We start from the raw sequence: 14,969 nt of genomic DNA, 5'->3' as shown, positions 1-14,969 counted from the left end.
AGACTCCGGCAGATCCTGCCATGAACCTGAATCGAGGAGTGAGCGGAATGTACAATGTTATGATTGTCGAGGATGAGATGCTTGTGCGCATCGGCTTGAAAAACTCGGTCGATTGGAGCCGATTTGGCATGCAGGTGATTGCTGATATGCCAGATGGTCAGAGTGCACTGGAAACATACATGAAGGACAAGCCTGATGTGGTCATCACCGATATTCGTATGCCGCGTATGGATGGAATGGAACTCATCTCCCGCATTCGTGAGCAGGATCGGCAGACACGCATTGTCGTGCTGTCCTGTCTGGAAGAATTCGAACTCGCTCGGCGTGCGATGTCACTCGGCGTGTCTGGTTATATCCTCAAGCTCACCATGACCGAAGAGGAAATTGCGTCCACGCTGAGCAGCGTTCGTCACGAACTGGATGAACAGCGGCAGGATCGTCCAGCACGGGTGACTACGGATACGACCACTGTTCCGGCAGCCGGTTTAGAGCTAGTAAAGGAAAAGGTGCTGAAAGACTTCTTATTGTATGGCATCTATTCAGCAGGTGAATTTGAGCAATTTGTTCGTCAAAGCGGGATGCGTCTTGCCCCCGCCAGACTGGCAGTGTGTGTAGTCGAACTGGATCAGTATGCCCGGTTGCGCAACAAATTTCGTGATGAACATGGACATTTGATCAAAATGACGATCCTTAATATGCTGGACGAGATTACAACGACCTTCGAACGTGGAGAAGGCTTTTATATTGATCGGACCCATTATTTGCTGCTGCTCAGCTTTGAAGATATGCATTCCGAGCAACAGATTCGGCAACAGCTTCGCCTGATTGCGCGTCAAGTACAATCGGCGGTATACGGCTGCTTTGGCAGCTCCGTATCGGTTGGTATTAGCAAAATTGATAACGCATACAAAAATCTATCTTCCCTCTATCAAGAAGCACAGCAGATGCTGCGTCATAAACTGCTGACAGGCGGTGGTTTGCTGCACGAGCCAGATGAACAGCTCGATCTGGCACCGCTGGAACAGGGATTACAGCAGCTTCGTGATCATTCTCCGGTCAAAGGATTATTGTCGCCGCTCAAACAGGAGCGCTATGGCGACTATATTCGCCTATTAACAGAGCGTTTGCATGAAGATCCGGCGACGATGCAGCCGCTGCTGTTCCAATTTGTACAGTGGATCAGTACGAATCTATATGAGCAGCATCAGAATGAGAAACTGCTGCTGCTCGATATTACGACCGAGCTGGAACAATGTGATACATTGCCGGATATGCTGGAGCAGGTTAGTGAATATTTTGTCCGTGTGGCGGAATATGCCCATAGCTTGCTGCATATGAGTCATGAGATTGCGCGCGCAATCCAGTATATTAAGCAAAACTATGCGCAGAACATTAGTCTACAGCAGGTCGCCGAACATGTATCACTCAGCTTCGGCTATTTGAGCAATCTGTTCAAAAAAGAGCTGCAAATTACATTTGTCGATTACTTGAATCGCTACCGAATTGAACGGGCGAAAGAGCTATTGATCGGTACGAATATGAAATCATATGATATTGCGGTACAGGTGGGCTTTTCGCCTGAATATACGTATTTTAGTAAAGTGTTCAAAAAAGTAACCGGACTCAATCCGAACGAATATCGCCGTCAATCGCTCAAAGGTGGGGCAGCCTTTGACATTACGGGGGCGAAACGCGAATGAAGCGATGGATACGATCTGGCAAAAGCGGCAATATTCAGCATCTAGGTACTCAGCTAATTGTCTATTTTATGGCGGTCAGCATCATCGTGTTTTCACTGGCGACGTATTTTTTGTATACCTTCATGCTGGGGCTGATCAAGGAGCAAAATGAAAAATTACTCTACCAGCAATTCCAGCAAAATGATCATAATATCCATAGTCTGATCAGTGACGTGGATCGCTTGTCCAAGCTATTTTTGCTGGATGGCAATGTACAGAGCTATCTACAAAGCGGTGATCATCGTACCGAGCTTGAAAATATTGATTTGAAAAAAGACATCTACGCACGTATCGCTAACTTTATTAGCAACTACAACTATATCCATTCCATTTATATGATTACCGACGATAACGGTGCTCTTGGTGGGGACGCGACGCGTACGCTTGTGCATGAAGAAGCGGCATGGACGGCTAACTTTTTCCGCTCACAAGGTTATGAGCAGGCGAAGCAAAATTTTCCTAATCTGACCGTGACGGGCGGAATGACCGAATCGTATTATAATCCATACGTTAGCGGCGACAAAGATGATCGGCTCATTAGCCTCATTCGCGGCGTGCGACCATTTTATGAGCCAGATACGAATGCTACCGTTATTTTCAATCTGGATGAGCATTATTTAGCCTCCACCTACTCAGCCTCGCTCGATATGGCTGAAGGCAATGCCTATATTGTCAATGGGCAAGGGACGATTATCTCGGGCAGCAGCATCGATGAAGTGGGGAAACAGAGTCCATATTTGCCGCCAGCCGGTAGCAATGCAAGCTTTGGCAGCTATGATACGGTCAAAAACGGTGATCCGATTCAAATTGTGTATTATAAGCTGCAAGATGGAGACTGGTATATGCTGCGTGAAGTACCGCTTGGACTCTTTTCACAGCAGATCTTTTCTGTCCAGCGGATTATGGTGATCGTCTTTTGTGTGAGCATTTTGCTGATATTTGGCATATCGTACTTTTTCCTGAAACGAATGATCCGGCCACTCAAGCTGCTGGCGCATAAGTTACGCGATATGAGTCAGGGGGAGTTGGGAGTGACGTTTACCGATATTCCGAACAATGAGTTTGGGACCGTAATGAGGCGCTTCAATGAAATGTCGCTGAGTATCGTTCAGCTATTACGGCGCAATAACGAGATTCAAGAGCAGCGGCGAGAGCTGGAAATTGAGGCGCTGCAATACCAGATCAATCCGCATTTTCTGTACAATACACTTAATATGATTCGCTGGATGGCGACGATGATCAAGGCGGAACAGATTGTGACCAGTGTAGTGGCACTCGGCAATATGCTTAGACCGATCTTCGCCAGCAAAGATAGTATGTGTACATTGCGTGATGAACTGAGCTATCTGGAAAACTATATCAAAATTATTAGTTTACGCTTCAATAGTTCGATCGAATTTACTTTCGACATTGAGCCAGAATTATTAGACTGTCGCATCCCGCGCTTTATTTTACAGCCACTTGTGGAAAATTCAATTCAATCCGGTCGTCAGGATGGCGAAGGTATTGAGATTAGCATCGAAGCGTATGAGGATGGGCGAGATCTGTGGTTATCTGTCGTCGATTCAGGCAATGGGTTTACGAATGAATTGCGTGAACAATTGAATCGGCAGCTTGCGGTAGGAGGTAAAGCAGACCGTCATTCCAGCGTACAAGCAGGAGAGACAGACGGAAGTCAACAACGTTTTGATGCTGCACCCCATTCAGTACCAGCGGATGATGATTTTACTCGCCCTATGTCCAGTGCCAGTCAGTCTACTGGAACGACTGAACATGCAAGTAGCAGCGGTGGTAGCGGGGTCGGGTTGTACAATATTAATAAGCGCATTCAACTGTATTTTGGTGAACCTTATGGTGTGACGATTCCGCAGGTGCCCTATGGTGCAGAGGTGACGATCCGTTTGCCAAGATTGGTGGATGAAACGACAGCTTCATTCCGTAAAACTGGCGGTGTAAGCTAATAGGTGTACGCAAACTTGTATACGTGTAAGCATTGCGTAAAGGAAATAAGGGAGAGAATGACTTCCAGTGTTAGCGACCTTCTAACACGAGGTACAATGAAAAAGTGATTTTTGTGATAGCAAAATATCTTACTGCTTCCAGTGTTAGCGACCTTCTAACACGAGGTACAATGAAAAATAATTTTCGCGAAAGCAAAATAGTTTACTTTTTTCAGTATTAGCGATCTCCTCCTACTCCGTAGATTCCGATGAAAGATCAAGTTGCGTCCCTTATTCCGTGCCAGAATGATGTCTGCCCTTGTAAAACCGTTTGCTTAAACATCCGAGCAGGTTGACGTTAATCCATTGAAGTTTTGCTGAGCAAACACAGCGGATTTCAGTTATAGCATGATCTGTTCTATCTCCGAACGTCCTGTACATTTTCGGAACCGCCCTGGCGTGTTACAATGCAACCATGCAATAAGCTGGACAGATGGCTTTAACTAATCTGTCTGCCTACTACGACAAATGGGGGTCATTTCTATGCTACTGTGGAACGGAAAGCTGGTCGAAGAAGAACAGGTACGTGTCTCGTATCGAGATCGGGGCTATTATTTTGGCGATGGCATCTATGAAGTGTTCCGTTTGTACCAGGGGAATTTGTTTGAAAAAGAAGCCCATCTGGATCGTCTGTATAACAGTTTGCGCGAGATTAAGATCGAGCTAAAGTGGAACCGTGAGCAGCTTAGCGAGATGTTGGATGAGCTGGCGGCTACATTAGGTCAACAGGATGGGATGCTGTATATCCAGTTCACCCGTGGTGAGGCGAAGCGCGCGCACATTTTCCCAGAAGTATGTGAAGCTGTGATGCTCGGTTATTGCGAGCCGCTAGCACGTCCTGCTGATTTGATCGAAAATGGGATTGAAGCGATTACGCTGGAAGATATTCGCTGGTTACGTTGCCACATCAAGTCGCTTAATTTACTGGCGAATACGCTTGCCAAGCAGGAAGCGGTAGAAGCAGGAGCGAAAGAAGCGATTCTGATTCGTAGTGATGATACGGTGACCGAATGTACCGCATCGAATCTATTGATCGTGAAGGACGGTGTGATCTACACGCATCCGAACGGGAATTTGATACTGGATGGCATTACGAAGCAGGTGGTGAAGCGTCTGGCTGGTGAGCTGGACATTCCGTATGTAGAGCAAGCCTTTGGTAAGCAACAGTTGGTAGATGCGGACGAGGTGTTCCTGACGAATACAACGATGGAAGCTACACCAATTATCGCCATCGATGGTCGTCCAGTAGGTACGGGTACGCCAGGTGCGGTGACGCGGCGTTTGCAGGTGGCGTATGTGGAGATGGTGGAGCAGGTAGTACAGAAGGGAAGTTCATCAGTTATTTAGAATTGAGATAGAACAAGGATCATTCATTATCGAATGATCCTTTTTTTGTGGCGTCAGCTTATTAAGTGGCATCAGTTTATCAAAAAGGCAGAGTTATACCGAGAATTGAGCGGAATTGCTATTCAAATGATGAAATAGTTGGCTATTGTTAGTTGTACTATTTTTACTATTTAAACGGCACAAAGTTGTTTTTTCTACATCGTCTTTAGTTTTGTTCAACCTCATCTGTAGATCGTTCAACTCTCCCACCCATTTTTCCGTCCTCACCACAGCATCTGTAGATTGTTCAGCTTTTTTGGAAGATCGTTCATTCAGTACAGATCGACAGCATATTACACTAAATACAAGCTTAAACGACAAGCAACAAGCAATATCTCGCATCATCACTTCAAGCGTAAGCATTACCACTCACGTAGGAAGTAACAGGGAACTGCACCACTAGGCAAAATATTAACTCTCTCCAATGATGATTGCTCGATTACCGCTTCGTTGTCCAACATCAACAGGTCAAAGTACCCTGTATATTCAAAGGAGGTTCCGCTGTGGAGATCACGTACAAGAAAGGGGAAGTTGCCCGAACCCGTAAGCGCAAGCTGAATGCAGACGGAATCAAGCTGCTGCTGATGACGTTACCCTTTGTTATTTTTGTAATCGCTTTCAGTTATGTGCCGCTATTCGGCTGGGTCTATGCTTTCTTTGATTATCGTCCTGGTATTCCGCTCAGTCAGACGGCATTTGTAGGGATGGAGCATTTCAGAGAAATGATGCATGACCGCGATATGCTTCGTGTCATGATCAATACACTGGCGCTCAGCGTGCTCTCCATTGTGGCAGCACCGCTACCTTTGCTGCTGGCGATTATGATCTCAGAAGTGCGCAGTGGATTTTTCAAACGACTCATTCAAACGACGACCACATTGCCTAACTACATTAGCTGGATTATCGTATTCTCACTTGCATTCAGTATGTTTAGCTCAGAAGGAGCGATCAATACGATTATTGCCCGTCTCGGACTAAGCGATACGCCGCTTAACGTACTCGGCAATGCAGATCATGTATGGCTTGTGCAAACCCTTTTACTAATCTGGAAAACGATCGGTTGGAACGCGATCATCTATCTGGCTGCGATCGTTGGCATTGATGGAGAACAATATGATGCTGCCAAAATCGACGGAGCAGGTCGGATTCGCAGCATCTGGTATATTACGATTCCGAATATTATGCCTACGTTTATCGTCTTATTGCTGCTTGCTGTAAGTAATTTGCTGTCAGCAGGTTTTGAGCAATATCTCGTCTTCAACAACATTATGGTTGCTGACAAGATTGAAGTGCTTGATCTGTACGTATATCGTCTCGGTCTCGTTACGAATGACTATCCGTATTCCACCGCAGTCGGTATGTTCAAATCGGTCATTAGTATCGCACTGTTGTTTATGATTAATAGCCTGTCCAAGAAAGTACGCGGCGAGAGCATCATCTAATGGATGCTCTGCCAGATAAGGAGGAAGAATGCTATGGGCAAAGCACTAAGCATGCAAGGAGAACGTACACGCAAGCCGATTCTATGGTCAGATGTGTTGTTTAACATCGTGAACTATACATTACTGTCATTATTGCTCGTGGTGACGATCTATCCGTTTTACTACATTTTCATCTATTCCATCAGTGATTCATTCCGCGCACAAAGTGGCGTATTTCTGTGGCCGGCAGGGTTCTCACTGGAAAGTTATCGAGCAACGTTACAGCTAAATGGACTACAGGAAGCCGCCATTGTCTCGGTGCTGCGGACGGTTGTTGGTACGCTATTAACGGTGCTATGCTGCTCATTTTTTGCCTATCTGATTACAAAAAGAGAAATGCCGATGCGGCGCCTTATTTATCGCTTTGTGCTCGTCACGATGTACTTCAATGCTGGATTCATTCCGTGGTACTTAACGATGAAAGCATACGGGCTGCAAAATAATTTTCTACTCTATGTATTGCCAACCGCGCTCAGTGGCTTTAACATCATTTTGATTAAGACGTTTATCGAGCAGCTGCCGCCAGCATTGGAAGAATCGGCGCGGATCGATGGCGCGGGCTACTGGACGACCTTTACACGGATTATCTTCCCATTGTCCACGCCGATCATTGCGACCATTGCGGTCTTCTCCGCAGTTGGACAGTGGAACACCTGGTTCGATAACTTCTTCCTCGTCGAGAATCCGAATCTGCAAACGTTACAACTTGTGCTGTACAATTTCTTAAATCAGTCCAATAGCATCTCCAGTATGAGTGCAGCAGAGATGACCAATTCTGCTGAAGTGCGCACAATGACACCACAATCGATCCAGATGACGATCACGATGCTCGTGACGCTACCGATCGTCGTTGTTTATCCGATGTTACAGCGCTTCTTTGTTAAAGGGATTATGATGGGTGCAGTCAAAGGATAAACGATGTTGGAAAAAGTATACGTGGATCATTATTTCATAGCGTACTTCTAATATCCCTGTACATCGTATTTGTTCCAACGTTCAAATAGGGTGAGGATCAACAACGGTAGTACAGTCACGCGCAGCTACATCTCATGTCCATTACTATTTATATCCAGGGAGGTTATTCTATGCAAAAACGAAGCAAAGCCCGTGTCGCAGCCGGACTCCTGCTCTCATTTATGATAACGCTTACAGCTTGTTCTGGTGGTGCAACAGGTACAGATAGTGGAACAAGTCAGGCAGGAACGAAAGATGCGAACGGTATCGTGACGCTGCGTGTACTTGTAAATGAAACCGGAACAAGCTGGAATACGTACCCGGATAGCAAAATCGCCAAAGCGATTGAAGACAAAATCGGCGTCAAAATCGAATACGTAGAAGCCGATGCGAACAAAATGAACGTATTGCTCGCCGGTGGCGACCTGCCGGATATCGTGCGCGCCGATCCGACGCAATACGGCAAACAGTTAATCGACGGTAAGCTGATTATTCCGATGGACGACATGATGGACAAGTACGGTAAAGATGTTGAGAAGACGATCCCGACCGTCGTGGAGTATAGCCGTAAAAACTGGAGCGAAGGCCAGAATAAGCTGTATTTCCTGCCACCACAGGTGCAGGCTGATCCAAGCCCGGTTTATCCGAATCTGACGATTGGTCCAACGATCCGTTGGGATTACTACAAAGAAATTGGCACACCGCCGATCCAAAATCCGGACGATCTGCTGAACGTATTGCAACAGATTAGCGCCAAACACCCAACGACCGAAGAAGGCAAAAAAATATACGGCGTATCGATGTGGCAGGATTGGGGTCTATGGCCATACATCATTCCGTTCACCTGGGCGACCGGACAGACCGCGAGCGGAAGCTCTGACCTATTTTCCAAACCGCTCGGTGAGCACCGTCTCATCAATGTACTTACCGACGAGAACTCCAACTACTGGGTAGCGATGGATTTCTACAACAAAGCATATCGCATGGGCTTGCTTGACCCAGATGCGTTAACGATGAAAAATAACGATTACATGGCTAAAGCAACAGCCGGTCAATTTATCCTCGGCCCGGCAACATGGGCAATGGGTGATTTTAATGCGAAATATGCGAAAGATGGCAAAGGCTTTATGGTCGTGCCAGCAGGCAAACAGGCATGGAGCGGCGGCGTGCGCCCTGTAGGCTGGTCCGATAAAAGTTATGCAATCTCCAAAAGCTCCAAATATCCAGAAAAAGCGATGGAATTCCTGAACTATATTCATTCCTATGAAGGTGCCCGCACCATGTATAGCGGCATTGAAGGCGAAAACTGGAAAGAAGAGAAGGGCAAGCCACAGCTGACCAAAGAAACGATTGATATGAAAGTAAATGGTGGGGATGCATGGGAACGTACCGGTATCGCACTGGATCAGAACTTGATCGGTCTGGGCGGTAGCGTCATCGATCCAAGCAATGATACACCGATCAATCTGTTCTCGACCGAAGAAGCGATGGCAGCCAGTTCGACTACACTGGAAAAAGATTTCAGCAAGCATTACAATGCCACGTATCCAGGCGAAGTGTTCTCCAAGCTTGTGCAGGAAGGTAAACTGCAAGATGATAATACACCGCTGAAAAATATGTCACCCGAGCAGATCATCAAGGAGAACACTGTCGTACTACCAGTATTGCCAGACGATCTGTTAAAGCTGGAAACACAGCTGAAAGAACTGGCTGCACGTACCGCCGCAACGATGATCCTGTCCAAGTCGGATGAAGATTTTGCAGCAGCGAAAGCGAAAGCAATTGATTCGTTCAAGCAAGCAGGGGCGGATAAATTGACCGAGTATATGACCAGTGCCTATGCGAAGTCATTGCAAGATGCGGGGCTGTAGTAAGATAAAGTATCATTTATCTTTCACGCTTATTTAATAAAATGATAAACAGTAAAAGTTATGATCATACGAGATATACGAAAACCCCTCTTCCGAAAGATACGCGGAAGAGGGGTTTTTCATATGTTGGTAATACTCTTGTAGGCGTGTTTTGTATCCACAATTTTCAATACCATAGCAGATCTGATTTTGTATATCTGGTTTTGTATATATTGTAGCATCACTTTATAGTAAAAATACATGATTGTAGCAGTGTATCAGCATAATACGAAGTAAGCTATTGATGCAAAGGTAATGCTCTAAAGGTATTCTTCTAAAAGATAGCCCTCTAAAAATACTGTTCTAAAGATACTACTTTAAAAGTAACACTCTACACATCTTGTCCCAAAACACGGCTGCTCCAGAAGAGCGATACGATCAATGACGTTAATTCACTTAACGCCGACTGCCTGGACGCGACGTATACAACACTTTATGACTCGCTTTACCACCATTGGTACGTGTTGCTGGTTGAGCTGCCGCTGCTGGAACAGGGAAGGCTTCACGGAATGTGCCGAGGCATCCGTCACAGAGGCGACCCTGGCGAATTGGTTTTTGACAGCATTCGCACGGGAACGTCAGATTCACATAGCTGTGCGAGAATTTACCTGCCTGTATAAACTGATACAGTTCTTGCATACCGATCCCAGAAGCTGCACTCAGCTCTTCCGTTGTACTTTTCGGATAGCGCCACAGGTGATCCAAACAGCGATGCATTGCACCGTCCAGTTCATCCCGGCATCCATTACACATATTACGTAGATTTTTTTGATATACAGAACCGCAACGCGGACAATAATCGACCATTAAACTCATCAGGATCACCTCTTTCAATGATGTTACGAATAATTGCTGTAGACTTAAATATTATCAATTAAAACAAAGTATACATAGCGAAATACTAGAGTTAATGAAAGTACAGATCGTGTATCCTACTCTTTCTTTATTCGAAAATCATCATATGTGGTACATACAATATGATTCCATATAAAGAATATAGAGGAAGATAGGAAGGATATTACTCTTCAGTTATGACTACTTATTTGGGTATATAATACTACTTTAGGACTAATGACGCAAGTGATATTACCTGTAACATTCATATTATTTATAAATATTTATTTTTATGAACATTTACGACAAAAATCGGTCTTTTTCTAATGATTACATAGTTCTATCAACCCTATAAGTTAACATAAGATAGGCTTAAAGGAACGTTTCTTATTCTGAAAATATATCGTTATTTCGAGATATTTGTAGCAAATTTCATTAAATAGGGTACTTATTCACTTATATATCACGTATAAAAGCTTGCTGTATAAATGAGAAAGTTCCTTGCCATTATATAAACAGCTGGTCTGTAATTAATCATCCTTTTATTTCCAAATGTCAATACATTAAAAGCGTCGTCTCTTTATCTTCTTTATAGCAATATATCAAGCAATGTAGCCATTCGATCCTAATGAACAGCTGCAAACGTATCAAAAAGATCGCAAACAAGCTATATCTATCGATATAACTGTTCACGATCTGATTTATCATTTTCAATTAACAAGTGCTTTTAGAATGCGTATATCAACCTACAGCTGTACAAATCTCTACAAAGTGACCATCCGGATCAGTCACATAGGCAACGGTTTGTCCCCACGGTTTAGTCTCTGGCTCACGTACTACGCGCACACCTTGCTGGCGAAGCTGTTCCAGTGTCCCCGGCACATCTTCTGTAACAAAGCCGATCTCAAACGTACTTGCTGTAGGTACAGCTGATGTCAATCCAAGATCGAGCAACTCATTGACCGACTGACGTGTATTGACGGCTAATGTCGTTGCCCCTGTCTCAAATTCTACATACGTATCCACCTGCATTTTAATCGATAAGCCCAGTAGATCCCGGTAAAAGTGCAACGAAGCTTCCAGATTATTCACATACAAAATGATATATTTCATATTCAAATTCATGTTGATCCACTCCTGCTAACTGAATTTTAACTGCCTTGCCTTTCAGTTGCCCTGTATCCAATCGTCTAGCTCAATCGATCAGTTATACAACATTGCTGACGATCGCTTGCTTACATATGACTATGCAGACGATGTTCCACAATGATGCAACGATTGAACATCGTGTTGTATACGCACCCTACGTAATATAGTCGAAACGCTAACATCACTGAACTATAGTAGAACATCCTGTTATACCAGCACCGTACTCTGTGTGAACCGATCGCTACCACGATAACAACTGTTGGGCAAATGGTTGTACAACGCTGTTTAATCGTAAGATGAAATGACTCGGTATCTCTTGGAAAAATCGGACAATATTTGTTCTGAGATATCTGATCCTGTAATTACATTCATAATCAGCCACTATCGCTGAAGCAGTTGTCCTGGCGGTAAACCATAATAGCGATTAAAAGCGAGATTAAGATGCGACTGATCATAATAACCGAAACGAACCGCCAGCTCACGAAGCGATATTTCTTCTGGAGCACGGTATGCATAGGAATTGGATTCAAAAGCGATGGATTCAACAGCATCAGATGGCGGAGAAGCAGCAAACGCACGCATCTGCATACGACAAGCATACGTATTTCTAAGCTGTAAATGACGCAAAACCCCCTGAAACCGCATCATATCCGACCACTCTTTAGGCGAAACGCCCAGCTCCTGTTGAAATAATCGTCGTAATGTACGGTCGCTGTAGTGTGTCTGCTGAGCCAGTTCACGAATCGTCAAACGACCTCGCTTCCCATGAATATAGTGCACAAGCTGACGTAACCGCGTCGTATCACCATCATCCTGTTCCCGTAACAATATCCCAAGCCAGCGCTCTGTGCGTTCGATCCGTTGCGGCATAGGAGCAGCTGTAACGATATCCTCAGTCATAGGGGCAGCCTGTGCTCCAAGCCACTGCTCCAGCGTTACATGGGCGTCAGCGAGTGAGGAACCAGCATAACCGAGCAATCTCCTTACTTCACTGGCATACAGACGAATACCGAAAAACGCCATCGATTCCGTAAGCTCCATCACTTCATAGGAGCACATAAGCGAGGATAAAAAAGCACTGCGATGATCGGTTGCATACAGATCGAAAATCAGATCGATACAGCCATCCGGCACAATTCGGTGCAATTGGCTTCTTTACTGCGGCTGTATGGCTGAACTCCAATAACAGCATACGATGTCGCGTAACCATGGAGCAGGAGCATATTCAGCATACTGATAATGTTTATGCAGCAGTCCACGCTCGATCATCGGCGGCTGCACTGGTTGAAATCGATGCATGGATATCGCACTCCTTTTATGTAAGTGATTTTCTATTTCAACATACCATAAATAAAAGTTAAATCATCATATAAATAATTTGTTAATATCATATTGATTATATCAATAAATAGTGCTATGATAATGCCACTAAAGATATTATCAAAACGTTAATAACATAAAAGAGAGGATGAATACATCATGTTCGGATTACGCTTTGCCAAATTCCAGCCGAGTGATTATGTGATGAAGATTAAAAATGGGAAAATTGTAAAAGAGGGCGTCGGCCTTTCATTTTACTATTACGAGCCAACCACTTCGGTTGTCGTTGTACCGGTATCGTCGATTGATGTGCCCTTTATGTTTGAAGAGATTACGAGCGATTATCAGACCGTCACCGTACAGGGACAGGTGACATACCGGATTACCGATTACCATCAGACGACTCGTATTTTGAACTACACTTACAATTTGAAAAAAAATCGCTACCTATCCGATGATCCCGAAAAACTATCGCAGCGCGTCATTCACATCGTTCAGGTACTAATGAAGCAGCGCATTGAGCAGTTACCCCTACGTGAGGCTATCCAATCCGGTGAATCGCTTGTACGTCAGATCACTGCACAGATTCAGAGCAACCCTGAACTACAAAAGCTGGGCATTGAAATTATGGGCTTATCGATCCTCGCTATCCTCCCTAATAAGGAAACGATGCGAGCGCTCGAAGCGCAGGCGCGCGAACAAATATTGCGCAGTGCAGACGAAGCATTGTATGAGCGCCGCAATGCCTCGATTGAGCAAGAACGCAAAGTGCGCGAAAACGAACTGAACACCGAGATTGCCGTCGAAACGAAAAAGCGTCAAATTCGCGAAACCCAGCTTGAAGCCGAACGTTCGGTCAAAATCAAACAAAATGAAATGGAAGAAGAGCAGTTACGCTTTGATACCGAGCTGGAGGAACGCAAAAGTCAGCTGATCGAGCTAACCGTTACGAACGACAAAGCACAGGCAGATGCGCGCGCTTACGAAATGTCGGCAGTGATGCAGTCGCTTGAAGGCGTACAGCCACATGTACTGCAAGCGATGGCAAGCATGGGCATGAAGCCGGATCAATTGATCGCGATGGCATTCCAGGGTATTGCTGAAAATGCAGGCCGTATCGGTCAACTCAACATTTCGCCGGATCTGTTGCAAGGACTGCTGCACGAGCAAAACAATCCGACTGGACGAGGGGGCAGAGAGCGATGAGCCGCCGACTAACCGAGAACAAGCTCATTCTCGTCAAGCGTAGAACACGTCTACAGGAACTGGTCGTTCGATATAATACCGTGCAGCAGGCGCAATTTTATATCGAACGGATGGGGGCTGATTTTAGCGATTATGTACAGGAAGATCAGCAGTATCAGCAAGCGCTGGAGCTGACATTATTTCAGCTTCAGCAGCTGGGACGTGTGCAGTTGCTGGATCGAGAGCATGTGCCTAGCTTTATTTTCGGACCGAGTGATGTGGTCGTGGTGCTGGGGCAGGACGGTCTAGTTGCAAATACGATGAAGTATGCGACAGGATTGCCCTTAATCGGTGTGAACCCGGACCCAAGACGGTGGGATGGCGTACTGCTACCGTTTGAGGCTAAAGACTTGAGTCAGCTCATACCGGATGTGTTTGCACGTAAACGGCAAATGCGCGATGTGCGGCTAGCTTGTGCTACACTCAGTGACGGTCAGGTGCTATATGGAGTCAATGATCTGTTTATCGGTCGCAAAACGCATGTGTCGGCTCGTTATGAGCTGAGCTACAGCGGAAGAATAGAACAACAGTCTTCCAGTGGTATTATCGTATCGACCGGTATGGGGGCGACCGGCTGGTTCAAAAGTGTATTAACCGGAGCCGCTGGCATTATGAGTCTGGCGCAAGGATATGAGACAAGACAGACATTACCGCAGCTGAACACTTCCTTTGACTGGAATGCACCATATTTGTACTACAGTGTGCGTGAGCCATTCCCTAGTCGCACCACATCGGCTGAGCTGGTGTTTGGGCGGATCGCTGGAGAGCCATTGCGTATTGTATCGCAAATGCCGGAAGAAGGGGTGATTTTCAGCGATGGGATAGAGAGTGACTATTTGGAATTTAATTCGGGCATTAGCGCCACGATTGGCATTGCAGAGCAAAGAGCGCATCTGGTGATTTGATGCGCTCTTTGTGCTGTATGTCTTATCTATATCGTTGTATCTATTT

The 14,969-nt window shown here is 45.3% G+C and carries 12 protein-coding genes; 8 read left to right on the top strand and 4 right to left on the bottom strand.

Annotation, left to right across the window (positions count from 1 at the left end; translation table 11 throughout):
- Window positions 1-47 precede the first annotated feature (47 nt).
- The 6 genes from AAHF22_RS17200 to AAHF22_RS17175 all read left to right on the top strand — a co-directional run bounded on the left by AAHF22_RS17200 (window position 48) and on the right by AAHF22_RS17175 (window position 9,431).
- On the top strand, window positions 48-1,700 hold the full coding sequence (locus AAHF22_RS17200; RefSeq protein WP_347326262.1) for a response regulator: 1,653 nt from the start codon (window positions 48-50) through the stop codon (window positions 1,698-1,700).
- Window positions 1,697-3,700, top strand: a complete 2,004-nt coding sequence (locus tag AAHF22_RS17195) for a cache domain-containing sensor histidine kinase (protein ID WP_347326261.1) — start codon at window positions 1,697-1,699, stop codon at window positions 3,698-3,700. Before AAHF22_RS17200 ends, AAHF22_RS17195 begins: the two co-directional genes overlap by 4 nt.
- 522 nt (window positions 3,701-4,222) lie before the next feature.
- A complete protein-coding gene (dat, locus tag AAHF22_RS17190; protein WP_347326260.1) occupies window positions 4,223-5,086 on the top strand; it encodes a D-amino-acid transaminase in 864 nt (287 codons plus the stop codon).
- Window positions 5,087-5,628: 542 nt separating this feature from the next.
- Window positions 5,629-6,567 carry an ABC transporter permease gene (locus tag AAHF22_RS17185; RefSeq protein WP_347326259.1) on the top strand — a complete coding sequence of 313 codons (939 nt, stop codon included), beginning with the start codon at window positions 5,629-5,631 and terminating at the stop codon, window positions 6,565-6,567.
- Between the two features lie 33 nt (window positions 6,568-6,600).
- Window positions 6,601-7,521 (top strand): carbohydrate ABC transporter permease, encoded by a 921-nt coding sequence (locus AAHF22_RS17180; RefSeq protein ID WP_347326258.1) that lies wholly within the window; start codon window positions 6,601-6,603, stop codon window positions 7,519-7,521.
- 170 nt (window positions 7,522-7,691) lie between these two features.
- Window positions 7,692-9,431: a type 2 periplasmic-binding domain-containing protein gene (locus AAHF22_RS17175; RefSeq protein ID WP_347326257.1), complete on the top strand. Its 1,740-nt coding sequence runs from the start codon at window positions 7,692-7,694 to the stop codon at window positions 9,429-9,431.
- Between the two features lie 435 nt (window positions 9,432-9,866).
- Here AAHF22_RS17175 and AAHF22_RS17170 read toward each other — a convergent pair whose 3' ends face one another.
- The 4 genes from AAHF22_RS17170 to AAHF22_RS17155 all read right to left on the bottom strand — a co-directional run bounded on the left by AAHF22_RS17170 (window position 9,867) and on the right by AAHF22_RS17155 (window position 12,752).
- The gene (locus AAHF22_RS17170; RefSeq protein ID WP_347326256.1) at window positions 9,867-10,286 is read right to left on the bottom strand and encodes a hypothetical protein; all 420 of its coding nucleotides are present in this window, start codon (window positions 10,284-10,286) and stop codon (window positions 9,867-9,869) included.
- 759 nt (window positions 10,287-11,045) lie between these two features.
- A complete protein-coding gene (locus tag AAHF22_RS17165; protein WP_347326255.1) occupies window positions 11,046-11,429 on the bottom strand; it encodes a VOC family protein in 384 nt (127 codons plus the stop codon).
- A gap of 405 nt (window positions 11,430-11,834) precedes the next feature.
- Window positions 11,835-12,599: an AraC family transcriptional regulator gene (locus AAHF22_RS17160; protein WP_347326254.1), complete on the bottom strand. Its 765-nt coding sequence runs from the start codon at window positions 12,597-12,599 to the stop codon at window positions 11,835-11,837.
- Between the two features lie 9 nt (window positions 12,600-12,608).
- Window positions 12,609-12,752 (bottom strand): hypothetical protein, encoded by a 144-nt coding sequence (locus AAHF22_RS17155; RefSeq protein WP_347326253.1) that lies wholly within the window; start codon window positions 12,750-12,752, stop codon window positions 12,609-12,611.
- A gap of 180 nt (window positions 12,753-12,932) precedes the next feature.
- On the opposite strand from AAHF22_RS17155, the gene AAHF22_RS17150 reads away from it, so the two are divergent.
- Together AAHF22_RS17150 and AAHF22_RS17145 are read left to right on the top strand one after the other, a co-directional pair.
- Window positions 12,933-13,979, top strand: coding sequence for an SPFH domain-containing protein (locus AAHF22_RS17150; protein WP_347326252.1), 1,047 nt, complete (start codon window positions 12,933-12,935; stop codon window positions 13,977-13,979).
- Window positions 13,976-14,923 (top strand): NAD(+)/NADH kinase, encoded by a 948-nt coding sequence (locus AAHF22_RS17145; protein ID WP_347326251.1) that lies wholly within the window; start codon window positions 13,976-13,978, stop codon window positions 14,921-14,923. Before AAHF22_RS17150 ends, AAHF22_RS17145 begins: the two co-directional genes overlap by 4 nt.
- Window positions 14,924-14,969: the final 46 nt, after the last annotated feature.

Source organism: Paenibacillus wenxiniae, assembly GCF_039822605.1.
Lineage (GTDB): Bacteria > Bacillota > Bacilli > Paenibacillales > Paenibacillaceae > Saccharibacillus > Saccharibacillus wenxiniae.
This window is presented reverse-complemented; position numbering and strand designations above follow the sequence as displayed.

Excerpts from the sequence above, each read along its gene's own strand:
- AAHF22_RS17200 (WP_347326262.1), top strand. The coding sequence starts at position 48 with ATGTACAATGTTATGATTGTCGAGGATGAGATGCTTGTGCGCATCGGC.
- AAHF22_RS17195 (WP_347326261.1), top strand. The coding sequence starts at position 1,697 with ATGAAGCGATGGATACGATCTGGCAAAAGCGGCAATATTCAGCATCTA.
- dat (WP_347326260.1), top strand. The coding sequence starts at position 4,223 with ATGCTACTGTGGAACGGAAAGCTGGTCGAAGAAGAACAGGTACGTGTC.
- AAHF22_RS17180 (WP_347326258.1), top strand. The coding sequence starts at position 6,601 with ATGGGCAAAGCACTAAGCATGCAAGGAGAACGTACACGCAAGCCGATT.
- AAHF22_RS17175 (WP_347326257.1), top strand. The coding sequence starts at position 7,692 with ATGCAAAAACGAAGCAAAGCCCGTGTCGCAGCCGGACTCCTGCTCTCA.
- AAHF22_RS17170 (WP_347326256.1), bottom strand. The coding sequence starts at position 10,286 with ATGAGTTTAATGGTCGATTATTGTCCGCGTTGCGGTTCTGTATATCAA.
- AAHF22_RS17165 (WP_347326255.1), bottom strand. The coding sequence starts at position 11,429 with ATGAATTTGAATATGAAATATATCATTTTGTATGTGAATAATCTGGAA.
- AAHF22_RS17155 (WP_347326253.1), bottom strand. The coding sequence starts at position 12,752 with ATGCATCGATTTCAACCAGTGCAGCCGCCGATGATCGAGCGTGGACTG.
- AAHF22_RS17150 (WP_347326252.1), top strand. The coding sequence starts at position 12,933 with ATGTTCGGATTACGCTTTGCCAAATTCCAGCCGAGTGATTATGTGATG.
- AAHF22_RS17145 (WP_347326251.1), top strand. The coding sequence starts at position 13,976 with ATGAGCCGCCGACTAACCGAGAACAAGCTCATTCTCGTCAAGCGTAGA.